Origin of the sequence: Pseudoduganella violacea (assembly GCF_014191875.1) — a bacterium.
Classification (GTDB): domain Bacteria; phylum Pseudomonadota; class Gammaproteobacteria; order Burkholderiales; family Burkholderiaceae_D; genus Rugamonas; species Rugamonas violacea_A.
This window is the reverse complement of record NZ_JACHXD010000007.1, coordinates 115,678-138,834: the sequence shown is the minus strand read 5'-3', so window position 1 is coordinate 138,834 and position 23,157 is coordinate 115,678. Positions and strand designations below refer to the sequence as shown.

Here is a 23,157-nt window from a genome sequence, read left to right as displayed (position 1 = left end):
CCTGTGCTTACTGGTGCAGGCCGCTGCCGCCGGCGTTGAACTGGCGCTCGATCAGCTCGATCTTGTAGCCGTCCGGATCGGTGACGAAGGCGATCACGGTGGAGCCGCCCTTGACCGGACCCGGTTCGCGCGTGACGTTGCCGCCATTGGTTTTCACCGCTTCGCAGGCGGCCACGATATTGTCGGCCGAGATGGCGATATGGCCGTAGGCATTGCCCAGGTCATAGCTGTCCACGCCGTAGTTATAGGTCAGCTCCAGCTCCGCGTGTTCCGGGTTGGAACCGTAGCCGAGGAAGGCCAGGGTGTATTTGTATTCCGGATTGTCGCTGGTGCGCAGCAGCTGCATGCCCAGTACCTTGGTGTAGAAATCAACGGAGCGCTGCAGGTTCCCGACCCGCAGCATGGTGTGCAGAATGCGCATGATAGTCCTTCGTATTGCTGGCAAAAGCTGAATTGTATGCGTTTTCTCAGCGCGCCGCCGGCGCCACGCGCCAGATCACATTGCCCACATCGTCGGCTACCAGCAGGGCGCCGGCCTTGTCCTGCGCCACGCCGACCGGGCGGCCATGCGCCTTGCCCTCGCGGCTCAGGAAGCCGACCAGGAAGTCGCGCGGCGGGCCGACCGGCTTGCCGTTGGCGAAGGGGACGAATACCACCTTGTAGCCGCTATGCGGCTTGCGGTTCCAGGAACCGTGCTGGCCGATGAAGGCGCCGCTCTGGTAGCTGGGCGGGAACAGCTTGCCGTCGTAGAAGGCCAGGCCCAGCGAGGCCGTGTGGCCGCCCAGCGCGTAGTCCGGCGCGATGGCCTTGGCCACCAGGTCGGGACGCGGCGGCTTGATGCGTTCGTCCACATGCTGGCCGAAATAGCTGTAGGGCCAGCCGTAGAAAGCGCCGTCGCGCACCGACGTCAGATAATCGGGCACCAAGTCGTTGCCCAGCTCATCGCGCTCGTTGACCACGGTCCACAGCACCTTGCTGCTTGGCTCCCAGGCCATGCCGACCGGATTGCGCAAGCCGCTGGCGAACAGGCGCGATTTGCCGCTTGCCAGTTCCAGCTGCCAGATGGCGGCGCGGCCTTCTTCCTTGTCCATGCCGTTCTCGCCCACATTGCTGTTGGAACCGACCGCGATATAGAGGTGCTTGCGGTCCGGGCTGGCCACCACATTCTTGGTCCAATGGTGGTTGAGCGGCAGGCCGGGCAGGTCCATCACCTTCACGCCCGCCGCCGCGATCGTGGTCTGGCCTTCCTGGTAGGGGAAGCGCAGCAGAGCGTCGGCGTTCGCCACATACAGATTCTTGTCCACCAGGACCATGCCGAAGGGCGAGTGCAGGCCCTGCAGGAAAACGTGGCGGCTGGTGGCGGCGCCGTCCGGCCCCAGGCCGCGCAGCAGCGTGATGCGGTTGGCCGAGGTGGTGGCCGCGCCCGCCTTCTTCATCTGCTGCTTGATGATGGCGCCCTTGATGCTCTTGCCCTGGTCTTCCTTGGCCGGCGCATTGCTCTCAGCCACCAGCACATCGCCATTCGGCAGCACATAGACCCAGCGCGGATGGTCCAGTTCGCGCGCATAGGCCGTGACGCCGAAGCCGGAAGCCGGCACCGGCTTGGCGTCGCCCTGCCAGCGTTCGACCGGCGCCACGTTTACGGTGGGGAGCAGGCTGCGCTCCGGCTCGGGCAATTGCGGATCGGGGCCGAAGCCGGGCGGGTATTTGCTGCTTTGCGCCAGCGCCAGGGGACTGGCGCCGATGGTCAGGAGCAGGAGCAGGGCGGTGGCGGGGCGCATGAGGGGTGTCCTTAATCGCGTTTGGTGCCGGGCTGGGGGCGGGCCTGGGCTTCATTGCCGGGCGCCGCTTTCTGCAGGCCGGGCGTGGCGCGGCGGTCGGTATCGACCAGGCCCTGCTCCACGTCCGCCGCCGCCTGGCGGATCACGCTGCGCGGCTTCTGGTGCTGCACGCCCTCGGGCGATTCGTCGCGTTCGTGCGGCAGGCGCTGGCCGCCGGTGGGGCCGACCGGCGCCTGGGTGTTCACCTTGCGGTCCTGGCTGTTGGGTGGCGGTTTGTTCATGGCGTTCCTCCCTGCAAAGCTTGGCGATCAACCATCTTAGCCAAGGCCACGGATCGCAGTCGCCCGCTTGAAGTGTTGCATCCATGCCTAAGCCTAGTGCTTTTTTGGCATGAAGCCGGTAGCATGCTGGTAGGAAATATTCTGAGAAAGACAAGCGTGAATCCTGCTGCCCCAGCTGCACTGCCCCACGATGCCCCCGCCGAATGCCGTAACTGCAATGCGCAGGTAAGCGGTCACTACTGTCACAACTGCGGCCAGGAAACGCGCCTGCATGCGCCCAGCTTCGGCGAATTCGCGCATGAGTTCATCGGCCATTACGTGGCGCTGGAAGGACGGCTGTGGGGCAGCATCACGCGCCTGCTGTTCCGTCCCGGCTTGCTGACCAATGAATACATACGTGGCCGCCGCAAGCGCTATGTCGAGCCGCTGCGCCTGTATCTGAGCCTGAGCATCATCTTTTTCGCCGTGCTCAAGTTTTCCAGCTTCGCCGCCGTCAACTTCAACGACGAGGACGAGAAGAAAGAGAGCATCGTCGCGCTGCAAGGCTTGTCCGACGACGAGGTGAAAAAGAGCAAGGCAAACCTCAATATCGGGACGCGCGCTGCCTCGCCCGGGGATGGCAAGATCCGCGAATACGCGCCCAGCATCGCCGAACGCATCGACCGTTTCGACAAGCTGAGTTCGGAAAAGAAGACCGATGCGCTCAGCGACGGCTTCTACAAATACGCGCCCTACGCCGTCTTCCTGATGATGCCGCTGTTCGCCTTTTATCTGAAAGTGCTCTACATCGGCAGTGGCCGGCGCTTTGGCGAACACCTATTGTTCGCCCTGCACACCAATGCCTTCGCCTTCATCATGTTCGGCGCCCTGACCCTGGTCAGCCAGGACTTTGTGCGCTTCGTGCTGTTTTGCTGGCTGGCCGGCTACCTGCCCTGGGCCATGCGCCGCGTGTATGGCGGCAGCCGCCGCGCCACCCTGCTGCGCTGGTCCGGCCTGATGCTGCTGCACCTGATTTCATTAAGTATCGCCATCATGGTGGCGATGATGGCGGGCGCGTCCGCTGCCCACTAAGGCCTTCCGGGCGGTGGCCGGCTCAGCCTTTGGCGGCCGGTTGCCACAGCTCGACCTTGTTGCCGTCCGGGTCGAGGAACCAGCCGAAGCGGCCATAATCGAAAGCCTGGACATCGCCCACCAGTTCGGCGCCGCCCTCGGTCACCTGGCGCAGGGCGCCGTCCAGATCGTCCACCAGCAGATTGAACATGAACTCGCGCTTGGAGGGCGCGAAATAGCCGGTATTGGCTTTGAAGGCGCTGAAGACGGTGCTGCTGCCCTCGGGCATGCTGGCCGGCGCGAAGCTGGCATACTCGCCGCCTTCGACCGGCAGGCCCAGCCAGGTCTGATACCAGCTCATCAGGGCTTGCGGATCTTTCGATTTGAAAAAGATGCCGCCCACGCCCAGCGCTTTTGCCATGCCATTCTCCTGTTGTTGTACTGACAGTCTTGCACTGATATACTGTTTGCATATACAGTGTTCCCGGCGAGCACGGCATCGCGCAAGTGCGTAGCCATCCGTGGCGGAAGCCTGCATTATGGTTTACTCTGCTGCGTGTTGCTACCCCCATATTTTTACGAGATTGATATGCCCGCCACGCCTGCCAGCTTTCACACCATCGCGCTGGTCGTCAGACCGAATACCGCCGGCATCGAGGAGTCGGTCGGCAGCCTGCTCGACTTCCTGCAGGCGACGGGCCGCCGCGTCGTGTTCGAGCAAGCCACGGCCGAGCATCTGGGCCTGCCCGGCATCGCCGTCATGAGCGTGCAGGAAATCGGCGAACAGGCCGACGCCGCCATCGTCATGGGCGGCGACGGCACCATGCTGGGCCTGGCGCGCCAGCTCGCGCCCTACGATGTGCCGCAGATCGGCATCAACCAGGGCCGCCTCGGCTTCATGACCGATATCCCGCTGGAAGACATGCTGCCTGTGCTGGGCCAGATCCTCAGCGGCAGCTACGAGGCCGAGCGCCGCACCCTGCTCGAAGGGCGCGTCATGCGCGACGGCGTGGCCATCCATGTCGGCATGGCGGTCAACGACGTGGTGGTTTCGCGCGGCGCCGGCGCCGGCATGGCCGAGCTCAGCGTCGACGTCGACGAGCACTTCATGTACAACCAGCGTTCCGACGGCCTGATCGTCGCCACGCCCACCGGTTCCACCGCCTATGCCTTGTCGGCCGGCGGGCCGCTGCTGCATCCGACCCTGGGCGGCATCGTCATGGTGCCGATCGCGCCGCATGCGCTGTCGAACCGGCCCATCGTGCTGCCCGACTCCAGCCAGATCGTCATCGAAATCAAGCGCGGGCGCGACATCACCGTCAATTTCGATATGCAGACCTTCGCCAGCCTGATGCCGCAGGATCGCATCCATATCCAGCGCTCGCCGCACGCCATCACCTTCCTGCATCCCGAGCACTGGAGTTACTACAACACCCTGCGCGAAAAGCTGCACTGGAACGAATACCCGTCCACCGACGGCAAAGTTTAACCATCCTTCTTGAGACCATGCTGCGTACACTGTCCATCCGCGATTTCGTCATTGTCGACACGATTGAACTGGAATTTTCCGCCGGCTTTGCCGTCTTCACCGGAGAAACAGGAGCCGGCAAATCCATCCTGATCGATGCGCTGACGCTGGCGCTGGGCGGACGCGGCGACGCCAGCATCGTGCGCGAAGGCGCGGCCAAGGCCGACATCACGGCCGACTTCACCGTCACCGCGCAGGCGGCCGAATGGCTGGCCGCCAACGAATTCGCGGCCGACGAAGGCGGCGCCCTGCTGCGCCGCGTGATCGACAATGCCGGCCGCTCGAAGGCCTTCATCAACGGCGTGGCCGCCACCGCCGCCCAGCTGCGCGAGCTGGGCGACCTGCTGGTCGACATCCACGGCCAGCACGCCCACCAGTCCCTGCTGAAAACCGAAGCCCAGCGCGAGCTGCTCGACAACCAGTCCGGCGCCGCGCCCAATGTGCGCGAGGTCAGCGTGGCCTATAAAGCCTGGCGCGCGCTGGCGCGCCAGCTGGAAGAATTCGAAACCAATGCCGCCAATGTGCTGTACGAGCGCGAGCGCCTGGAATGGCAGGTTGGCGAACTCGACAAGCTGGCCGCCAAGTCCGGCGAATGGGCCGACATCAGCCACGAGCACAGCCGCCTGTCGCACGCCGCCAGCCTGCTCGAAGGCGCACAGGAAGCGCTGGCCGTGATTTCCGAATCGGACGAGCAGCCCATCGTGTCCCAGCTCTCGGCGCTGAACCAGAAGCTGGGCAAGCTGGTCGCCGTCGATGGCGAGCTGCAGCCCGTGGTCGACCTGATCGAATCGGCGCGCATCCAGCTGCAGGAATCCGTGTACGCCCTGAACACCTATCTGGACCGCGTCGAACTCGACCCCGACCGCCTGCGCCAAGTCGATGCCCGCATGGAAGCGCTGCACTCGACCGCGCGCAAATTCCGCGTCGCGCCCGAAGAGCTGCCGGAAGAACACGCCAAGCTCGCGGCCAAGCTCGGCCAGCTGGCCGACGCCAGCGACATCGACGGCCTGCGCCAGCAGGAAGAAAAACTCAAAGCCGTCTACCTCGACGCCGCCGCCGCACTGACGCAGACCCGTACCGTGGCCGCGCGCCAGCTGGGCGAAGCCGTGACCAAGGCCATGCAGGAGCTGAACATGACCGGCGGCCGCTTCGAGATTGCCCTGCATCCTGGCGAGCCGAGCGCCAAAGGCGTCGAGCAGGTCGAATTCATGGTGGCCGGGCATGCCGGCGTTGCCGCGCGTCCGCTGGCCAAAGTCGCCTCCGGCGGCGAGCTGGCGCGGATTTCGCTGGCCATTTCCGTGATCACCTCCAAAGCCACCACCACCCCGACCCTGATCTTCGACGAAGTCGACAGCGGCATCGGCGGCGGTGTGGCCGAAGTGGTGGGGCGTCTGCTGAAAAAATTGGGACAAGAGCGCCAAGTCCTGTGCGTCACCCACCTGCCGCAGGTGGCCAGTCAGGCCAACCAACACTTCCAGGTCGCCAAGAGCACGCTCGACAACGGCAAAACCGCCTCCCGCATCGACGTATTGGATGCCACCGCCCGCGTCGAAGAAGTCGCCCGCATGCTCGGCGGCCTCGAAATCACCGCCACCACCCGCCAGCACGCCCGCGAACTGCTCGCCTCTTGATCTGCATCAAACAATGTCCCACCCTGGTGCCTGACACCAGGGTGGGACATTGTTTGATTTGGCGCAAATGGTGGGGTGGGGCACTATAATGGCGGGCTTTCCTGGACTTTCTTCGACGGGGTTTATGTCTTTCGCTAAAGAGCCACCTTTTGCCCACGGCAGCATTTCGCGCAGCGCTGTCGTTCTCGTGAATCTGGGGACGCCGGATGCGCCCACCCGGGGCGCGCTGCGCCGCTATCTGCGGGAGTTTCTGTGGGACCGGCGCGTGGTGGAGATTCCGCGCGCGCTGTGGTGGCTGATCCTGCACGGGGCGATCCTGCCTTTCCGCTCGGGTCAGTCGGCGCATAAATACGCGTCGATCTGGACCCGCGAGGGTTCGCCGCTGAAAGTCCATACCCAGGCCCAGGCGCGCCTGCTGCAGGAGGCGCTCGCCGAACGCGGCCACAGCGAGCTGACGGTGGCCATGGCCATGCGCTATGGCTCGCCTTCGTTGCCGGATGTGCTGGCTAAACTCAAGGCCGAGGGCTGCGAACGCATCGCCATTCTGCCGGCCTATCCGCAGTATTCGGGCACGACCACGGCGTCCATCTATGACGCGGTGTTTGCCCACTACAAGAATATCCGCAACGTGCCGGAGCTGCGCCTGGTGCGCAATTATCACGAGCATGAGGGCTATATCGGCGCCCTGGCCGAGTCGGTCGAGGCGCATTGGGAGCAGCATGGCCGCCCCGATAAGCTGGTGATGAGCTTCCACGGCGTGCCCAAGCGTACCTTACTGCTGGGCGATCCCTACCATTGCGAGTGCCTGAAGACGGCGCGCCTGCTGGCGTCCCGCCTCAAGCTGGGCGCCGACGATTACGTGGTCACTTTCCAGTCCCGCTTCGGCAAGGCCGAGTGGCTGCAGCCCTACACGGCGCCGACGGTGGAGGCGCTGGCGCGCCAGGGCGCGCGCCGCGTCGACGTGATCTGTCCCGGCTTTACCAGCGATTGCCTGGAAACGCTGGAGGAGATCGCCATGGAGGTGCGCGCCGACTTCGAGGCGGCCGGCGGCCAGGAATTCCACTATATCCCCTGCCTGAACGAAAATCCGGCCTGGATCGCGGCCCTGGCCGAAATTGCCGAGCAGCACATCATCGGCTGGCCGACCATGCAGACGGCGGCCCAGCGCGAGCTGCACAAAAAAGCGGCGGAAGCGGCGCGCGCCGCCGCTTTGCAACTGGGCGCCGAGGCCTGACAGCGGCCCTGACGCCGGGCGCCGCCAGGGCGCCGGGCGTAATCAGCACTTGCCGGTGACGAGTGCCAGCCTGTTACAATACCCGGTCAGGGTAACAGTTCGGTATAGCAGATCCAGGCCGTCGCCAGCACGATGTAGGCGAGCAGGGTGGCTGTGACGAGGGACAGTTTCATGGCGGTTTCCAGAGCGCGGTTCAGTTTTCATCTTAGCCGTTGCGGGCCAAAAACCTATGTCGGGAATGTTGCGAAATTGTAAATCAATCGTTACATCCGGCTCCGCCTGCTCTTGAAAACCAGCGCAGGATCCCCATTTCCCGCCCAGTAGTATCCGGACAAAAAACTAACATTCACGATAGTAGGAGTCTTTTAGATGCAAGATCAGGAAAATCAGGCCGTGCCTAATCAAGAGGCGGAGCCGGTGCAAGCCCAGCCGGCGGCACCTGCTGAACCTGCCGTTCCAAGTCTGGAAGAGCAACTGGCCAGCGCCGAAGCGCGCGCCGCCGAGATGCAGGACGCCTTCATGCGCGCCAAGGCCGAGGCCGACAATATCCGCCGCCGCGCCCAGGAAGACGTGTCGAAAGCGCACAAATTCGCCGTGGAAAGCTTCGCCGAAGCCATGGTGCCGGTCAAGGACAGCCTGGAAATGGCCCTGAAAGTCGAGGCGCCGACCCTGGAATCGCTGAAGGAAGGCGTGGAAATGACGCTGAAACAGCTTAATTCCGCCTTCGAAAAGAACCGTCTGATCGAAATCATGCCGGCCCAGGGCGAAAAGCTCGACCCGAACCGCCACCAGGCCGTGGCCGTGGTGCCGGCCGATCAGGAAGCCAATACCGTTGTTGCTGTATTGCAAAAAGGTTATATGATTGCCGACCGCCTGCTGCGTCCGGCCATCGTCACGGCCGCTCAGCCGAAATAATGCCGTTTGTTTGAGCACTTGAAAACGATACAGCGTTTCCACATATAAGAACTATCTGAAACTTTAGTAAATAGGAAGAATAAATCATGGGCAAAATCATCGGTATTGACTTGGGGACCACCAACTCCTGCGTTTCCATCATGGAAAACGGCACCCCGAAAGTGATCGAGAACGCCGAAGGCGCGCGTACCACGCCGTCGATCATTGCATATCAGGAAGACGGTGAAATCCTGGTCGGCGCGCCAGCCAAACGCCAGGCAGTGACCAATCCGAAGAACACCCTGTTCGCGGTGAAGCGTCTGATCGGCCGCAAGTTCGAAGAAAAAGAAGTGCAGAAGGATATCTCCCTGATGCCTTACGAGATCGCCAAGGCCGACAACGGCGACGCCTGGATCGGCGTGCGCGACAAAAAACTGGCGCCGCCACAGATTTCGGCGGAAGTGCTGCGCAAAATGAAGAAAACGGCAGAAGACTACCTCGGTGAAGAAGTCACCGAAGCCGTGATCACCGTGCCAGCCTACTTCAACGACTCGCAGCGCCAGGCGACCAAGGACGCCGGCCGCATCGCCGGTCTGGACGTGAAGCGCATCATCAATGAGCCGACCGCGGCGGCCCTGGCTTTCGGCCTGGACAAGACCGACAAGGGCGACCGCAAGATCGCCGTGTATGACCTGGGCGGCGGCACTTTCGACGTGTCCATCATCGAAATCGCCGACGTGGACGGCGAGAAGCAGTTCGAAGTGCTGTCGACCAACGGCGACACCTTCCTCGGTGGCGAGGACTTCGACCAGCGCGTGATCGACTACATCATCGACGAATTCAAGAAGATCAACGGCCTGGATCTGAAAAAAGACCCGATCGCCCTGCAGCGCATCAAGGCTTCGGCCGAGCGCGCGAAGATCGAACTGTCCTCGTCCGCCCAGACCGAGATCAACGAGCCGTACATCGCCATGGCCAACGGCGCGCCGGTCCACCTGAACCTGAAGATGACCCGCGCCAAGCTGGAATCGCTGGTGGAAGAGCTGATCGCCAAGACCATCGAGCCATGCCGCACCGCCATCAAGGACGCCGGCGTGAAAGTGTCCGACATCGACGACATCATCCTGGTCGGCGGCATGACCCGTATGCCGAAGGTGCAGGAAAAGGTCAAAGAGTTCTTCGGCAAGGATCCACGCAAGGACGTGAACCCTGACGAAGCCGTGGCCGTGGGCGCCGCGATCCAGGGCGCCGTGCTGTCGGGCGAGCGCAAGGACCTGCTGCTGCTGGACGTGACCCCGCTGTCGCTGGGCATCGAGACCCTGGGCGGCGTGATGACCAAGATGATCCACAAGAACACCACGATTCCGACCAAGTTCTCGCAAGTGTTCTCCACCGCCGACGACAACCAGCCGGCCGTGACCATCAAGGTGTATCAGGGCGAGCGTGAAATCGCCGCCGGCAACAAGGCCCTGGGCGAATTCAATCTGGAAGGCATCCCGCCGGCAGCGCGCGGCACCCCGCAGATCGAAGTGACCTTCGACATCGACGCCAACGGCATTCTGCACGTGGGCGCGAAAGACAAGGCCACCGGCAAGGAAAACAAGATCACCATCAAGGCCAACTCCGGCCTGTCGGAAGACGAAATCCAGAAGATGGTGAAGGACGCCGAGCTGAACGCCGAAGAAGACAAGAAGCTCAAAGAGCTGGCCGAATCGCGCAACCAGGCCGACGCCCTGGTGCACTCGACCCGCAAATCGCTGACCGAATACGGCGACAAGCTGGAAGGCGGCGAGAAAGAGAAGATCGAAGCGGCCATCACCGATCTGGAAGCGTCGCTGAAAACCGGTGACAAGGCCGAGATCGACGCCAAGGTTGCCGCCCTGTCGACCGCTTCGCAGAAGCTGGGCGAGAAGATGTACGCTGACATGCAGGCGCAGCAAGCTGCCGCCGGCGGCGCGGAAGGCGCGCAGCAGCAGCAAGCTGGCGGCGCCGAAGCCAAGCCACAGCAGGACGACGTGGTCGACGCCGACTTCAAGGAAGTCAAAGACAGCAAATAAGCTGTCCCACTTCGGTCGAGTGTAAGGCGCGGCGCATCGCCGCCGCGCCGGACCTGCCGAGCAGAGCGTCCGTCCGACGGTGCTTGCTCGGCTTTTTCGCATAATCGGTACATCAGTAAAAGCAAGGTGCCTACAAGATGGCAAAGCGTGATTTTTACGAGATCCTCGGGGTCGCCAAGAATTCGTCGGAAGACGAAATCAAGAAAGCCTATCGCAAGCTCGCGATGAAATATCATCCGGACCGCAACCCGGACAATAAAGAGGCGGAAGAGAAGTTCAAGGAGGTCAAGGAAGCCTACGAGATGCTGACCAATCCGGAGAAGCGCGAGGCCTATGACCGCTATGGTCATGCCGGCGTGGACCCGAATATGGGCGGTGGCGGCGGCTTTGGCGGCGGCGGTTTCGGCGACGCCTTCGGCGATATCTTCGGCGACATTTTCGGCGGCGGCGGTGGACGCCGCAGTTCGGGTCCGCAGGTGTATCGCGGCGCCGACCTGCGCTACAACCTGGAAATCACGCTGGAACAGGCGGCGCACGGCTTCGACACCACGATCCGCGTACCGTCCTGGGACAAGTGCGACACCTGCCACGGTTCCGGCGCCAAGCCGGGCACCTCGCCCACCACCTGCGGCACTTGCGGCGGCCACGGCCAGGTGCGCATGCAGCAGGGCTTCTTCAGCATCCAGCAGACCTGCCCGAAATGCCACGGCACCGGCAAGATCATTCCTGAGCCATGCCCATCGTGCGCCGGCGCGGGCCGCATCAAGCGCAACAAGACGCTGGAAGTGAAGATCCCGGTCGGCATCGACAACGGCATGCGCATCCGCTCCACCGGCAACGGCGAGCCGGGCACCAATGGCGGCCCGCCGGGCGACCTGTATGTGGAAATCCACATCAAGGCGCACCCGGTGTTCCAGCGCGAAGGCGACGACCTGCATTGCGAAATGCCGATCTCCTTCGCCAAGGCGGCCCTGGGCGGCGAGATCGAAGTGCCGACCCTGGATGGCAAGGTCTCCTTCACCGTGCCGGAAGGCACCCAGTCGGGCAAGACCTTCCGTCTGAAAGGCAAGGGCATCAAGGGCGTGCGTTCCGGTTATCCGGGCGACCTGTTCTGCCACGTGGCCGTGGAAACCCCGGTCAAGCTGACGGAAAAACAAAAAGAGCTGCTGCGCGAATTCGACCGCGCCACGGTGGAAGGCGGATCCAAGCACAGCCCGCAGACCAAGACCTGGAAAGACAAGGTCAAGGACTTCTTCGAGTAATATAGCGTCACTTTTCACCGCCCCGGGCGCCCCGGTGCGGCCTGCCTAACGGACCGCCGCCATCATCCCGATGGACCGGCGGTCTTGCTACGATAGGAGCATCAATGAGCGAAGCAATCAAGAGCCCTGCAGCCCTGCAGGAACTGCTCAACAACAACCGCCGCTGGGCCGACTCCATGGTCGCCCGCGATCCCGAATTCTTCAAGCGCCTGGCGCAGCAAGCCTCCCCGGAATATCTGTGGATCGGCTGCTCGGACAGCCGCGTGCCGGCGAACGAACTGCTGGGCCTCGCGCCGGGCGACGTTTTCGTCCACCGCAATATCGCCAACGTGGTGGTGCACTCGGACTTGAACTGCTTGTCCGTGCTGCAGTTTGCGATCGACGTGCTGAAGGTGAAGCATGTGATGATCGTCGGCCACTACGGCTGCAAAGGCGTGCACGCCGCGCTGACCGGCGGCCGCGTGGGCCTGGCCGACAACTGGCTGCGCCATGTGCAGGACGTGGCACAGAAGCACGAGCGCTATCTGGGCGATGTGCTGGAAACGAACAAGCGCAGCGAGCGCCTGTGCGAACTGAATGTGGTGGAGCAGGTGGTGAACGTGTGCCAGACCACCATCGTGCAGGACGCCTGGGACCGCGGCCAGGAACTGAGCGTGCATGGCTGGGTGTATGGCTTGAAGGATGGCCACCTGCACGATCTGGAAATGACCGTGAGCGGCCCGACTGACCTGTCGGCCCGCGTGCGCAATCGTCTGGCGCACTACGAACCCATCGCCTGACTGTAAAAAAACGGCTCCCGGCGTCCGCCTAAGATATACTGTATGCATATACAGTTATCGGCGGCGCCATGGAGTTGACAGACAAATTAGAAATTCTGGCCGATGCGGCCAAGTACGATGCATCCTGCGCCAGCAGCGCCGCGCCCAAGCGTTCCTCGGAAGGCAAGGATGGCGTCGGCGCCACCAATGGCATGGGCATCTGCCACAGCTATACGCCGGACGGCCGCTGCGTGTCCCTGCTGAAGATTCTGCTCACCAATTTCTGCATCTACGATTGTCAGTACTGCGTCAACCGGCGCAGCTCGAACGTGCCGCGCGCCCGCTTCAGCGTGCAGGAAGTGGTCAAGCTCACCGTCGATTTCTACCTGCGCAATTACATCGAGGGACTGTTCCTCAGCTCCGGCATCATCCAGTCGGCCGATTACACGATGGAGCAGCTGGTGGCGATCGCGCGCGAACTGCGCGAAGTGCACCAGTTTCGCGGCTATATCCACCTGAAGACGATTCCCGATGCCGACCCGGCGCTGATCGAGGCGGCCGGCCGCTACGCCGACCGGCTCAGCGTGAATATCGAATTGCCGACCCAGACCAGCATCGAGCGCCTGGCGCCGGAAAAGAGCGTGCATACCATCAAGCTGGCGATGGGCGCCATCCGCCTCAAGCTGGATGAAAAGGCGGATGAACCGAAAGCGCCGCGTTTCGCGCCGGCCGGACAAAGTACGCAGATGATCGTCGGCGCCGACGCCAGCGACGACCAGCGCATTCTGAGCACGGCCGAAACCCTGTACGGCAGTTATAAACTCAAGCGCGTCTACTACTCGGCTTTCAGTCCCATCCCGCACAGTCCGAAAAGCGTGCCGCTGGCGCCACCGCCGCTGCTGCGCGAACACCGGCTGTACCAGGCTGACTTTCTGCTGCGCGGCTATGGCTTCCAGGTTAGCGAGCTGCTGCCGCAGGCGGGCAATCTGGCGCTCGACATCGACCCCAAGCTGGCGTGGGCGCTGGCCAACCGCCAGCACTTTCCGCTCGACCTGAACCGCGCCGACCTGGCGATGATCGCGCGCGTGCCGGGCATCGGCTTGCTCAACGCCAAGCGCATTGTGGAGCTGCGCCGCATGCGGCGCGTGCGCTATGCCGACCTGTCGCGCCTGCGTTGCAGCATGAAGAAGGTCGCGCCCTTCATCATCACGGCCGACTACACGCCCGCGCGCGACGGTACGCCTTCCGAAACGCTGCGCCGCGCCATGGCCGAGCGCCAGCAGCAGCTCACGCTCTGGCCGGAACTGCAGGTGGCATGAGCGGGGCCGCATCCGCGCCAGCGCCGGACTGGCCCGCCGGCCCCGTGCTGGCGTGTGACTTTGCCGAATGGCGCGCGGCGGCGCGCCGCCTGATCGTGCGCCGTGTGCCACCCGAGTCCGTACAATGGATGCAGCGCGCTGGCGAGATCGATCTGTTGAGCGATGCGCCGTTGCCTTCCGCTGCCGTTGCCAGCGCTGACGGCCCGGCTCTGCGCATCCCGCGCGCGCTGATGGAAATGCTGGAGCGCGCCGCCTGCTTTCGCGCGGCCGACCGCTGGGCTTTTCTCTACCGCGTGCTGTGGCGCTGGCAGCATGGCGAACAGGAGGTATTGTCGATGGCCGACGACGATGGCGCGCGTTTGCAAGCCATGGCGAAGGCGGTGCGCCGCGAAGAACATGATATGCACGCCTACCTGCGCTTTCGCGAACGCCCTGAAGACAAGGGCGCGCCGCGTTTCATCGCCTGGTTCGAACCGGCGCACGATGTCCTGCCCCAGGTGGCGCAACACTTCGTGCGCCGCATGGGCCGCATCAGCTGGATGATCGCCACGCCCGACGCCACGGTGCTCTGGGACGGCGCGCAATTGCACCATACCGCGGCGCTGCTGCGCGGCCCCGCCGATATCGAAGACGCAGGCGAGGCGCTATGGCTGACCTATTACCGCAGCATCTTCAATCCCGCGCGCTTGAACGCGGACCTGATGCACAGCCATATCACTGCGCGCTTCTGGAAGCATTTGCCGGAAGCGGCCGTCGTGCCGGAGATGGTCACGCAAGCGGCCGCCGGTGCGCGCAGCACGGGCCAGAGCACGGCCGTTGGCCGCCGCAGCGGCACGACGATTCCGGTCAGCGCGGAAAAGGCCCAGCCCGAGCGCGAGCAGCCGCGCACCCTGGACGAGTGCCGCCGCTGCGAGCTGTGGCAGAACGCCACCCAGGCCGTGGGTGGACAAGGCCCGCGCCACGCCAGGATCATGCTGGTGGGCGAACAGCCCGGCGATCAGGAGGATTTGGCGGGCAAGCCCTTCGTCGGTCCGGCCGGCGAGCTGCTGGAGCGGGCCATGGAGCAAGCCGGCGTGGACCGCCGCGCCGTCTACATCACCAACGCGGTCAAGCATTTCAAATGGGAGCTGCGCGGCAAACGCCGTCTGCACAAGACGCCGGCCCAGCGCGAAGTCCTGGCCTGCCACTACTGGCTGGAAGAAGAGCTGAAGCAGATCGGCCCCAGTGTGGTGCTGGCGCTTGGCAGCACGGCGCTCAAATCGGTTCTGCAGGATGGCCGCGTCAATCTGAAGGATTACATGGACGAGCCGGTGCGGCATGAGGGCCGCTGGGTTGTCGCCACTTACCATCCGGCGTATGCGCTGCGCGTGCCCGATGCGCAGGCGCGCCAGGATGCGCTGGCCGCCATCGTCGCCGCCTTGCGCACCGCGTGGCGGCTGGCTGACTCCTAAATCCGTTCGATAGCGGCGATCTGCCGGTCCTGCCAGCGCGCCAGCAGGAGCAGGGCGGCGATGCTGCCGATCAGCGCCGTGAACATATCCGATTGCGTATCCCACTGATCGCCCTGCGTGCCGAGAAATTCGTCCGCGCCCTGGCCCATGGCGACCGCCGCACCCCATTCGATCAGCTCATACGTGGCGCTGATCGCCAGCACAATGCACACCACCACGAAGGCCAGCATCTTGCGGCCCGCGATATGCCGCCCGCGCAGCAGGATCTCGCGCGCCACCAGGGCCGGCACGAAGCCCTGGAAGAAGTGGCCGATCTTGTCGTAGGGATTGCGGCCCAGTCCCAGCCACTGCTGCAGATCGAAGCCGAAAGGCACGCGCGCATAGGTGTAGGCGCCGCCCACCATCAGCACGATCGCATGCAGCAGGATCAGCACATACAGCAGATCGGTCAGCGGAAAGCGGCGGTAGGTCGCCAGCATGAGCGGGAAGGCAATCAGGACGGGCGCCACTTCCATCAGCCAGGTGGCGCGGTCATACGGCGCCAGGCCGGACCAGATCAGCACTGCAAACATGGCCGCCGTCAGCAGCAGATGAAGCCGGGAAGAGGATGTATTCATGCGCGTTCGCCGAATCGAAAAGCGCATATTAATATCAAAATGAATTCGTTTCCAATACGTTAAGCCAGGCCTAGACTGGAATCTCCAGCAACCCCCGCATCGCACAATCATGTCAGCCGTTCTTTTTGAAGACCTTAGCGTTGATTCGGATTTCGAGATCCATATCCTGGAGGCTCCTCTGGGTGCGGAAATTACAGGCCTCGATTTGTCCCAACCGCTCAGCGATATGGACTTCTTGCGGATTCATGCCACCCACCTGGACCATCACTTGCTGGTGTTCCGGGGGCAGCGTATCACGCCGCAGCAACAGATCGATTTCAGCCGGCGTTTCGGCCAGCTGCAAATCCATGTGCTGCGGAACTTCCAGTTGTCGGGGCATCCGGAAGTTCTGGTGGTATCGAATGTCCTGAAGGACGGCAAACCGGCGGGATTGGGCGATGCGGGTGTGTTCTGGCACTCGGATCTGTCGTACAAGGAGAAACCCAGTCTGGGCTCTCTATTGCATGCGCAGGAGCTGCCATCGAAAGGAGGTGACACACTATTCGCCAATATGCACCTGGCATACGACACCCTGCCTGTCGCGTTGCGCCGCGCCGTGCAGGGTGCTCGGGCCGAACACAGTTATCTGGCGCGTTATGAGGAGCTGCGCCGTCACAGTCCCTGGCGGCCGGCGCTCACGCCGGAGCAGATTCACGAAGTCCTACCCGTAAGCCATCCTGTCGTGCGCGTGCATCCCGAAACGGGACGCCGCGCACTTTTTATCAGCGAACATTTCACCACCCGCATCCTTGGCCTGCCCGAGGATGAAAGCCGCGAACTGCTGCAGGAGCTGTTCGCCCACAGCGTCAAGCCCGAACACATTTACCGCCACCGCTGGCAGCCGCATGACCTGCTGTTCTGGGACAACCGCTCGCTGATGCATCTGGCGACCGGCTGCCCGTTTGAGCAGCGCCGCACCCTGTACCGCACCACCATCGAAGGCGACCGTCCTTACTGATCCTGGAGACTGCATGAAGAAGACCCTGCTGCGTACTACGCTGGCCGCCCTCGGCTTTGCTCTCGCCGCGCATGCGGCGCAGGCCGAAGGCCGCATCCGCATCGCCGAACAGTACGGCATCGTGTACCTGCTGCTGAACGTGGTGCAGGACCAGAAGCTGATCGAGAAGCACGGCAAGCGCGCCGGGGTGGACGTCAAGGTGGAATGGACCCAGCTCTCTGGCGGCGCCGCCGCCAACGATGCGTTGTTGTCCGGCGCCATTGATATCGTCGGCGCGGGCGTGGGGCCGCTGCTGACGGTGTGGGACCGCACCAATGGCCGCCAGAATGTGCGCGGCGTGGCGGCGCTGGGCAGCTTCCCTTACTACCTGATCAGCAATAATCCCAAGGTCAAGACGATTGCCGACTTCACCGACAAGGACCGCATCGGCCTGCCCGCCGCCGTGGTGTCGGTGCAGGCGCGCATCCTGCAGATGGCGGCCGCCAAGCAGTGGGGCGACAAGGAATATGCGCGTCTGGACAAGATCACGCAGACGCTGCCGCATCCCGACGCGACGGCGGCCATCATCGCCGGCGGCACCGAGATCACCGGCCACTTCGCCACGCCGCCATACCAGGAACAGGAGCTGGCGCAAAATCCGAATGCACGCATCGTGTTGAAATCCTATGACGTGCAGGGCGGCCCGACTTCTTCGACGGTCTTGTACGCGACCGAAAAATACCGCAGCGAGAATCCCAAGACTTACCGTGCCTTCACGGCGGCGCTGGCGGAAGCGGCCGATTATGTGAACAAGAATCCGGAAGGCGCCGCCGACATCTATCAGCGCCTCAACAAGTCCAAGATCGAGCGCGACCTGCTGCTGAAGATCATCCGCAATCCCGAAGTGCAGTTCCGTATCGCGCCGCAGAACACCTTTGTGCTGGCGCAGTTCATGCACCGCGTCGGCGTCATCAAGAACCAGCCGGCCAGCTGGAAGGATTATTTCTTCGACGATCCCTTGATCGGGCAGGGTGGTTGAGATGGCGGCGCAAGCCCTGCATCTGGTGCCGCCGACCAGCGTCGCTGAACCGCTGCTGCGGGCACGCAATGTGACGCTGGAATACCGCAGCGAAGGGCGCGTGCTGCGGGCCACCGATGGCGTCAGCTTTGACGTGTATCGCGGCGACCGTTTTGTGCTGCTCGGACCTTCGGGCTGCGGCAAGTCCTCGCTGCTCAAGGCGGCGGGAGGTTTCGTGGCGCCGGCCGCGGGCAGCATCAGCGTCGGCGGCGAATTAGTGCGTGGGCCGGGACCGCAGCGCATGGCCGTGTTCCAGGAATTCGACCAGCTTCCGCCTTGGAAGACGGTGAAGCAGAACGTGATGTTCCCCTTGCTCGCTTCGGGCCGCGCCAAGCGCCACGAGGCCGAGGAACGCGCCTTGCACTGGATCGCCAAGGTGGGCCTGGACGGCTTTGCCGACGCTTATCCGCACACCCTGTCCGGCGGCATGAAGCAGCGCGTGGCGATTGCGCGCGCCCTGGCCATGGAGCCGGAAGTGCTGCTGATGGACGAGCCCTTCGCCGCCCTCGACGCCCTGACCCGGCGCAAGATGCAGGAAGAGCTGGGCCGCCTGTGGGAAGAGGCGCGCTTTACGCTGCTCTTCGTCACGCATTCGATCGAAGAAGCGCTGGTGGTGGGCAACCGCATTCTGCTGCTGTCGCCGCATCCGGGCCGGGTGCGGGCCGAGATCAACAGCCACCAGTTCGATTTGCACAGCGCGGGCGGCGCCGAGTTCCAGGCCGCCAGCCAGCGCATCCACCACCTCCTGTTTGGCGCCGATGGCGCTGCCCATGAAGCGGCGCCGCATCCGGCTGCGCAAGGCACGGCGCTTACCCCGGCCGCCGCCGATGCCGAAACGGCGAGGCAGGCATGAACGCGCCATTCGTCGATCCGCCGATCCGCCCCGAGCTGGAATATCCTGCCGCCTTGCCCTGGCTGGTGCAACTACCTGGCCGCCAGCGCGATGCGGCTCCACCTACGGCGGAAGCAAGGACGGAGGCGGAAGCTGCGATGGCGAACCGCGCGTGGCTGAGCGGCGGCGCGGTGCGGCAGTGGGCCGGACGCCAGGCCTGGCTGCGCAAAGGCTTGCTGCTGCTGGCGCTGGCCCTGGTCTGGGAATTGGGTGCGCGCTGGCAGAACAACGATCTGATGCTGCCCAGCTTTCTGCAGACAGCGCATGCTTTTGCTGGCGGACTTGCCTCCGGCGAGCTGCTGGCTAAAGTCAGCGTGTCGCTGGCGGCGCTGCTGAAAGGCTATGTGGCGGGCGTGCTGGCCGCCTTTTTGCTGACCGCGCTGGCAGTCTCCACGCGCTTTGGCCGCGACCTGCTGGAAACCCTGGTTGCCATGTTCAATCCCTTGCCCGCCATCGCCTTGCTGCCGCTGGCCATGCTGTGGCTGGGTCTGGGCCAGGCCAGCCTGTCCTTTGTGCTGATCCACGCCGTGCTTTGGCCGCTGGCGCTAGCGACCGGCAGCGGTTTCCAGAGCGTGCCGGAAACCCTGCGCATGGCGGGCCGCAACTATGGCTTGCGCGGTCTTCCCTTTGTGGTGCAGATTCTGATTCCAGCCGCCGCGCCCAGCATCCTGTCCGGCCTGAAGATCAGCTGGGCCTTCGCCTGGCGCACCCTGATCGCGGCGGAGCTGATCTTCGGCGCGTCGGCGGGGCAGGGCGGCTTGGGCTGGTACATCTTCCAGAACCGCAATGAACTGTATACCGACAAGGTATTCGCTGGACTGGCTGCCGTCATCCTGATTGGCCTGTTGGCCGAGAATCTCGTCTTCGCCACCCTGGAGCGCGTCACCGTGCGGCGCTGGGGGATGCAGCGCTAAGGCCTCCACCGTAGCTGGCGCGCTTCTTGCTCAGTCAGACGCATGAGCCGCCATCTACGCATCCTTGTCATCCATCCCCCCGCCGAAAGCGAGGCGTCGCTGCGCGCGCATGCTCTGCATGCGGGCCTGAAGGAGGCTGGCTACCAGATCATCGCCTCGCTGCCGGCCGATCTGCACCTGCCCGAGCAGATTGCGCGGCTGCAGCCGGATATGATCATCATCGACGCCGAATCGGATGCGCGCGACGTGCTCGAACACATCGTGCTCGCCACGCGCAACGAGCGCCGCCCCATCGTCATGTTCACCGAGGATGAGGATACCTGCGCCATGGAAGCCGCGCTGGAAGCGGGCGTCAGCGCCTATATCGTGGCTGGCCTGCAGGCGGAGCGCATCAAGCCGGTGCTCAACGTGGCGCTGGCGCGCTTTCGCCATGAACAGAAGCTGCGCGAGGAATTGGAGAGCACCAGGCATAAACTGGCCGAGCGCAAGGTGATCGACCGCGCCAAGGGCTTGCTCATGCTGCGCCATGGACTGAGCGAGGACCAGGCCTACCAGAAGCTGCGCACGCTGGCGATGAACAAGAACCTGAAGCTGGCGGAAGTGGCCCAGCGCATTCTCGACGTGGAGGATTTGCTGGGCTGAGGCATGCACGCATTTGGTGCGCCCGCCCCGCTGGAGTCAATATGCAGAAAATACAACTGGAGAAAGAGACGGTCCGCATCGGCTTCAACCCGCTGAGCGATTGCGCTTCCGTCGTCATGGCCGCCGTGCTGGGCTTCGACCGCAAATACGGCATCCGCATCGTGCTCCGCAAGGAATCCTCGTGGTCGGCCGTGCGCGACAAACTGCTCGGCGGCGAACTGGATGCGGCCCACGCCCTATATGGCATGGTGTATGGCACCCAGCTCGGCATCGGCTCGCCGCGCAAGGATATGGCGGTGCTGATGAATTTGAACCGCAACGGCCAGGCCATCACGCTGTCGTCGGCGCTGGCGCGGCAGGGCGCGGTGGACGGCGCCACGCTGGCGCTGTTGATGCGTTCCAGCGCGCGCCGCTTCAGCTTCGCCCAGACCTTCCCGACCGGCACCCATGCCATGTGGCTCTACTATTGGCTGGCGGCGCACGGCATTCATCCGCAGCGCGATGCGCGCACCATCACCATTCCACCGGCGCAGATGGTGGCCAACCTGGCCGGCGGCCATATCGACGGCTTCTGCGCCGGCGAGCCGTGGAACCAGCGCGCCATGATGGATGGCGTGGGCGTCACCATCGCCACCAGCCAGCAGATATGGCCCAACCACCCGGAAAAGGTGCTGGCCGCCAGCGCCGATTTTGTGCAGGCCAACCCCAATACTTGCCGCGCCATGGTCGCCGCCGTTCTGGACGCGAGCCGCTGGATCGACGCCAGCGCCGCCAACCGCATGGCCATGGCCGAAATCATCTCCGCTCCGCACTACGTCAACACCGGCAAGGACGCGATCTGCGAGCGCATCCTCGGCCACTACGACAATGGCATGGGCCAGCGCTGGGAAGACCGCGACTGTCTGCACTTCCACCAGGAGGGCGCGGCCAACCTGCCGTATTTATCGGACGGCATGTGGTTCATGACCCAGTTCCGCCGCTGGGGCTTGCTCAAGACGGAGCCAGATTACCTCGCCGTGGCACAGTCGGTGCAGCGCCTCGCGCTCTACCGCGAGGCGGCCGCGATGGCCGAAGTGGACGCGCCCATGGCCATGCTGCGCCGCTCCACGCTGATGGACGGCACGGTGTGGGACGGCAGCGATCCGGCGCGCTACGCGGCTGGTTTCCCTTTGAGCGCCGGCTGAACGGCGAGCGTACCCGGCAACGCTGCGCTGCACCATTTATGGGCAGGCCTGCACCGCGATAAGTCATTCCCACCACCGAAAGCGCTGCCGCTGTAGCAGAAAAACCGCCGCCTCCCTCTGAAAGCACGTTCGTTCGCTGCTGGCACGGCTTTTGCAAAGAGGTAGGCAAGGGTCAATGGCGATCCTCCCCAACATATGCGCCGGTCTAACGAAGGACCGGCAGGACAACGGCGTCCGCCCGGCAAGGCCTGCATGGTCTGCTGCGCGGACGCCTTTTTGTTTTCTGAACAGGGATAAGAAAATGGCCAGCAAAGCAAGCAGCATCGACCTCTTTACCTTCCACACGCCGCAAATGCGTGCCTTCCATCTGACCTGGATGGCCTTCTTCATCTGCTTCTTCGCGTGGTTTGCCTGCGCGCCGCTGATGCCCGTCATCAAGGGTGAATTCGGGCTGACGCCGGCGCAGATCGCCAATATCAATATCGCCGCCGTCGCCATCACCATCGTGGTGCGGCTGATTGTCGGCCCGCTGTGCGACCGCTATGGTCCGCGCAAAACCTATACGGGTTTGCTGCTGCTGGGTTCCATCCCGGTGCTGGGGGTGGCGGCGGCGCAGACGTATGAAGGCTTCCTCTTCTTCCGCCTCTTGATCGGCGCGGTCGGCGCCAGCTTCGTCATCACCCAGTACCACACCTCGGTGATGTTCGCGCCGCGCATCGTCGGCACCGCCAATGCGGCCGCCGCGGGATGGGGCAACGCGGGCGGCGGCGTGGCGCAGGCGCTGATGCCGCTGCTGATGGCGGCCCTCGTTATGCTGGGCGTGAACGATGCCATGGGCTGGCGCGCCGCGCTGATCGTACCGGGCGTGCTGATGCTGGTCATGGCCTTCGTCTACTACCGCTTTACGCAGGACTGCCCGGACGGGAATTACGCCGAACTGCGCGCCGCCGGGGTGGAGCTGGAAAGCGGCAAGAAGGGCGGCTGGGCCAGTTTCCGCATGGCCGCCTCGAACTACCGCGTGTGGCTGCTGTTCGTGACCTACGGCGCTTGCTTTGGCGTGGAAATCTTCATCCACAACATCGCCGCCATCTACTACGTCGATCACTTCAAGCTGTCCCTGAAAGAGGCGGGCATGGCGGCGGGCAGCTTCGGCTTGCTGGCCCTGTTCGCTCGTGCCCTCGGCGGCTGGTTGTCGGACAAAGCTGCCCTGCGCGGCAGCCTGAATAGCCGCGTCACCCTGCTGTTCGTGATGATGATCGGCGAGGGCGCTGGCCTGCTGTGGTTCTCGCAAGCGCAGAGCGTGGCCTTCGCGGTGACCGCCATGCTGGTCTTCGGCCTGTTCACCCATATGGCTTGCGGCGCCACGTATGCGCTGGTGCCCTTCGTGGATAAGCGCGCCCTGGGCGGCGTGGCCGGCATCATCGGCGCGGGCGGCAATGTGGGCGCGGTGGCCGCTGGCTTCCTGATGAAAGGCCTGGGAGATACCCAGCAGACATTGAGCGTGCTCGGTCTGCTGGTTGCCGCCTCGGCCCTGTGCGCGATTGCCGCCCGCTTCGGCGCGGCCGCGGAAGAACCGGCCATCGCCAAGGCCGTAGCTTAAGGAGAATG

22 protein-coding genes are annotated in these 23,157 nt (G+C 63.9%); 17 read left to right on the top strand and 5 right to left on the bottom strand.

Features of this window, described 5'->3' with window-relative positions:
• Positions 1–7: 7 nt before the first annotated feature.
• Genes gloA through FHS03_RS14100 form a run of 3 tightly spaced genes read right to left on the bottom strand, consistent with a single transcriptional unit; the run spans position 8 to position 2,062 of the window.
• Positions 8–421: a lactoylglutathione lyase gene (gloA, locus tag FHS03_RS14110; RefSeq protein WP_183441598.1), complete on the bottom strand. Its 414-nt coding sequence runs from the start codon at positions 419–421 to the stop codon at positions 8–10.
• A gap of 46 nt (positions 422–467) precedes the next feature.
• On the bottom strand, positions 468–1,781 hold the full coding sequence (locus FHS03_RS14105; protein ID WP_183441597.1) for a PQQ-dependent sugar dehydrogenase: 1,314 nt from the start codon (positions 1,779–1,781) through the stop codon (positions 468–470).
• Positions 1,782–1,792: 11 nt separating this feature from the next.
• A complete protein-coding gene (locus FHS03_RS14100) occupies positions 1,793–2,062 on the bottom strand; it encodes a hypothetical protein (protein ID WP_183441596.1) in 270 nt (89 codons plus the stop codon).
• Positions 2,063–2,218: 156 nt separating this feature from the next.
• Between FHS03_RS14100 and FHS03_RS14095 the strand changes: the two genes are divergently transcribed.
• Positions 2,219–3,133, top strand: a complete 915-nt coding sequence (locus tag FHS03_RS14095; RefSeq protein WP_371871691.1) for a DUF3667 domain-containing protein — start codon at positions 2,219–2,221, stop codon at positions 3,131–3,133.
• Positions 3,134–3,155: 22 nt separating this feature from the next.
• Here FHS03_RS14095 and FHS03_RS14090 read toward each other — a convergent pair whose 3' ends face one another.
• On the bottom strand, positions 3,156–3,533 hold the full coding sequence (locus FHS03_RS14090; protein ID WP_183441594.1) for a VOC family protein: 378 nt from the start codon (positions 3,531–3,533) through the stop codon (positions 3,156–3,158).
• 168 nt (positions 3,534–3,701) lie between these two features.
• On the opposite strand from FHS03_RS14090, the gene FHS03_RS14085 reads away from it, so the two are divergent.
• The 9 genes from FHS03_RS14085 to FHS03_RS14045 all read left to right on the top strand — a co-directional run bounded on the left by FHS03_RS14085 (position 3,702) and on the right by FHS03_RS14045 (position 15,246).
• Complete coding sequence (locus tag FHS03_RS14085) at positions 3,702–4,601, top strand: NAD kinase (RefSeq protein ID WP_183441593.1); 900 nt, start codon at positions 3,702–3,704, stop codon at positions 4,599–4,601.
• A gap of 17 nt (positions 4,602–4,618) precedes the next feature.
• Entirely contained in the window at positions 4,619–6,271 is a 1,653-nt protein-coding gene (gene recN, locus FHS03_RS14080; RefSeq protein ID WP_183441592.1) for a DNA repair protein RecN, read from the top strand.
• A gap of 124 nt (positions 6,272–6,395) precedes the next feature.
• A complete protein-coding gene (gene hemH, locus FHS03_RS14075; RefSeq protein ID WP_183441591.1) occupies positions 6,396–7,505 on the top strand; it encodes a ferrochelatase in 1,110 nt (369 codons plus the stop codon).
• A gap of 369 nt (positions 7,506–7,874) precedes the next feature.
• Positions 7,875–8,420, top strand: a complete 546-nt coding sequence (gene grpE, locus FHS03_RS14070; protein WP_183441590.1) for a nucleotide exchange factor GrpE — start codon at positions 7,875–7,877, stop codon at positions 8,418–8,420.
• Between the two features lie 86 nt (positions 8,421–8,506).
• Entirely contained in the window at positions 8,507–10,456 is a 1,950-nt protein-coding gene (dnaK, locus tag FHS03_RS14065; protein WP_176348047.1) for a molecular chaperone DnaK, read from the top strand.
• Positions 10,457–10,593: 137 nt separating this feature from the next.
• Positions 10,594–11,718, top strand: coding sequence for a molecular chaperone DnaJ (gene dnaJ / locus FHS03_RS14060; protein WP_183441589.1), 1,125 nt, complete (start codon positions 10,594–10,596; stop codon positions 11,716–11,718).
• Between the two features lie 104 nt (positions 11,719–11,822).
• Complete coding sequence (gene can / locus FHS03_RS14055) at positions 11,823–12,497, top strand: carbonate dehydratase (protein ID WP_183441588.1); 675 nt, start codon at positions 11,823–11,825, stop codon at positions 12,495–12,497.
• A gap of 68 nt (positions 12,498–12,565) precedes the next feature.
• A complete protein-coding gene (locus FHS03_RS14050; protein ID WP_183441587.1) occupies positions 12,566–13,795 on the top strand; it encodes a putative DNA modification/repair radical SAM protein in 1,230 nt (409 codons plus the stop codon).
• Complete coding sequence (locus FHS03_RS14045; protein WP_183441586.1) at positions 13,792–15,246, top strand: UdgX family uracil-DNA binding protein; 1,455 nt, start codon at positions 13,792–13,794, stop codon at positions 15,244–15,246. The genes FHS03_RS14050 and FHS03_RS14045 overlap by 4 nt, the downstream gene beginning before the upstream one ends.
• On the opposite strand, the gene FHS03_RS14040 is transcribed toward FHS03_RS14045, so the two are convergent.
• Positions 15,243–15,863: a DUF2238 domain-containing protein gene (locus tag FHS03_RS14040; protein ID WP_183441585.1), complete on the bottom strand. Its 621-nt coding sequence runs from the start codon at positions 15,861–15,863 to the stop codon at positions 15,243–15,245. The genes FHS03_RS14045 and FHS03_RS14040 overlap by 4 nt on opposite strands.
• A gap of 109 nt (positions 15,864–15,972) precedes the next feature.
• Between FHS03_RS14040 and FHS03_RS14035 the strand changes: the two genes are divergently transcribed.
• The 7 genes from FHS03_RS14035 to FHS03_RS14005 all read left to right on the top strand — a co-directional run bounded on the left by FHS03_RS14035 (position 15,973) and on the right by FHS03_RS14005 (position 23,149).
• Entirely contained in the window at positions 15,973–16,860 is an 888-nt protein-coding gene (locus FHS03_RS14035; protein ID WP_183441584.1) for a TauD/TfdA dioxygenase family protein, read from the top strand.
• Positions 16,861–16,873: 13 nt separating this feature from the next.
• Positions 16,874–17,878 (top strand): ABC transporter substrate-binding protein, encoded by a 1,005-nt coding sequence (locus FHS03_RS14030; protein ID WP_183441583.1) that lies wholly within the window; start codon positions 16,874–16,876, stop codon positions 17,876–17,878.
• Position 17,879: 1 nt separating this feature from the next.
• Entirely contained in the window at positions 17,880–18,770 is an 891-nt protein-coding gene (locus tag FHS03_RS14025; RefSeq protein ID WP_183441582.1) for an ABC transporter ATP-binding protein, read from the top strand.
• Between the two features lie 137 nt (positions 18,771–18,907).
• A complete protein-coding gene (locus tag FHS03_RS14020; RefSeq protein ID WP_221208150.1) occupies positions 18,908–19,723 on the top strand; it encodes an ABC transporter permease in 816 nt (271 codons plus the stop codon).
• Between the two features lie 42 nt (positions 19,724–19,765).
• Positions 19,766–20,365 (top strand): ANTAR domain-containing response regulator, encoded by a 600-nt coding sequence (locus tag FHS03_RS14015; protein WP_183441580.1) that lies wholly within the window; start codon positions 19,766–19,768, stop codon positions 20,363–20,365.
• Between the two features lie 41 nt (positions 20,366–20,406).
• A complete protein-coding gene (locus FHS03_RS14010) occupies positions 20,407–21,549 on the top strand; it encodes a CmpA/NrtA family ABC transporter substrate-binding protein (protein WP_183441579.1) in 1,143 nt (380 codons plus the stop codon).
• 301 nt (positions 21,550–21,850) lie between these two features.
• Positions 21,851–23,149, top strand: a complete 1,299-nt coding sequence (locus tag FHS03_RS14005; protein ID WP_183441578.1) for a NarK family nitrate/nitrite MFS transporter — start codon at positions 21,851–21,853, stop codon at positions 23,147–23,149.
• Positions 23,150–23,157 lie beyond the last annotated feature (8 nt).

What these genes read in the sequence shown, in the direction of transcription:
- FHS03_RS14005 (WP_183441578.1), top strand. Translation starts at nt 21,851, where the DNA reads ATGGCCAGCAAAGCAAGCAGCATCGACCTCTTTACCTTCCACACGCCG.
- FHS03_RS14020 (WP_221208150.1), top strand. Translation starts at nt 18,908, where the DNA reads ATGGCGAACCGCGCGTGGCTGAGCGGCGGCGCGGTGCGGCAGTGGGCC.
- FHS03_RS14040 (WP_183441585.1), bottom strand. Translation starts at nt 15,863, where the DNA reads ATGAATACATCCTCTTCCCGGCTTCATCTGCTGCTGACGGCGGCCATG.
- FHS03_RS14105 (WP_183441597.1), bottom strand. Translation starts at nt 1,781, where the DNA reads ATGCGCCCCGCCACCGCCCTGCTCCTGCTCCTGACCATCGGCGCCAGT.
- recN (WP_183441592.1), top strand. Translation starts at nt 4,619, where the DNA reads ATGCTGCGTACACTGTCCATCCGCGATTTCGTCATTGTCGACACGATT.
- grpE (WP_183441590.1), top strand. Translation starts at nt 7,875, where the DNA reads ATGCAAGATCAGGAAAATCAGGCCGTGCCTAATCAAGAGGCGGAGCCG.
- FHS03_RS14045 (WP_183441586.1), top strand. Translation starts at nt 13,792, where the DNA reads ATGAGCGGGGCCGCATCCGCGCCAGCGCCGGACTGGCCCGCCGGCCCC.
- FHS03_RS14090 (WP_183441594.1), bottom strand. Translation starts at nt 3,533, where the DNA reads ATGGCAAAAGCGCTGGGCGTGGGCGGCATCTTTTTCAAATCGAAAGAT.
- FHS03_RS14030 (WP_183441583.1), top strand. Translation starts at nt 16,874, where the DNA reads ATGAAGAAGACCCTGCTGCGTACTACGCTGGCCGCCCTCGGCTTTGCT.
- gloA (WP_183441598.1), bottom strand. Translation starts at nt 421, where the DNA reads ATGCGCATTCTGCACACCATGCTGCGGGTCGGGAACCTGCAGCGCTCC.
- can (WP_183441588.1), top strand. Translation starts at nt 11,823, where the DNA reads ATGAGCGAAGCAATCAAGAGCCCTGCAGCCCTGCAGGAACTGCTCAAC.
- FHS03_RS14100 (WP_183441596.1), bottom strand. Translation starts at nt 2,062, where the DNA reads ATGAACAAACCGCCACCCAACAGCCAGGACCGCAAGGTGAACACCCAG.
- FHS03_RS14035 (WP_183441584.1), top strand. Translation starts at nt 15,973, where the DNA reads ATGTCAGCCGTTCTTTTTGAAGACCTTAGCGTTGATTCGGATTTCGAG.
- dnaK (WP_176348047.1), top strand. Translation starts at nt 8,507, where the DNA reads ATGGGCAAAATCATCGGTATTGACTTGGGGACCACCAACTCCTGCGTT.
- FHS03_RS14015 (WP_183441580.1), top strand. Translation starts at nt 19,766, where the DNA reads ATGAGCCGCCATCTACGCATCCTTGTCATCCATCCCCCCGCCGAAAGC.
- FHS03_RS14050 (WP_183441587.1), top strand. Translation starts at nt 12,566, where the DNA reads ATGGAGTTGACAGACAAATTAGAAATTCTGGCCGATGCGGCCAAGTAC.
- hemH (WP_183441591.1), top strand. Translation starts at nt 6,396, where the DNA reads ATGTCTTTCGCTAAAGAGCCACCTTTTGCCCACGGCAGCATTTCGCGC.
- FHS03_RS14025 (WP_183441582.1), top strand. Translation starts at nt 17,880, where the DNA reads ATGGCGGCGCAAGCCCTGCATCTGGTGCCGCCGACCAGCGTCGCTGAA.
- dnaJ (WP_183441589.1), top strand. Translation starts at nt 10,594, where the DNA reads ATGGCAAAGCGTGATTTTTACGAGATCCTCGGGGTCGCCAAGAATTCG.
- FHS03_RS14085 (WP_183441593.1), top strand. Translation starts at nt 3,702, where the DNA reads ATGCCCGCCACGCCTGCCAGCTTTCACACCATCGCGCTGGTCGTCAGA.
- FHS03_RS14010 (WP_183441579.1), top strand. Translation starts at nt 20,407, where the DNA reads ATGCAGAAAATACAACTGGAGAAAGAGACGGTCCGCATCGGCTTCAAC.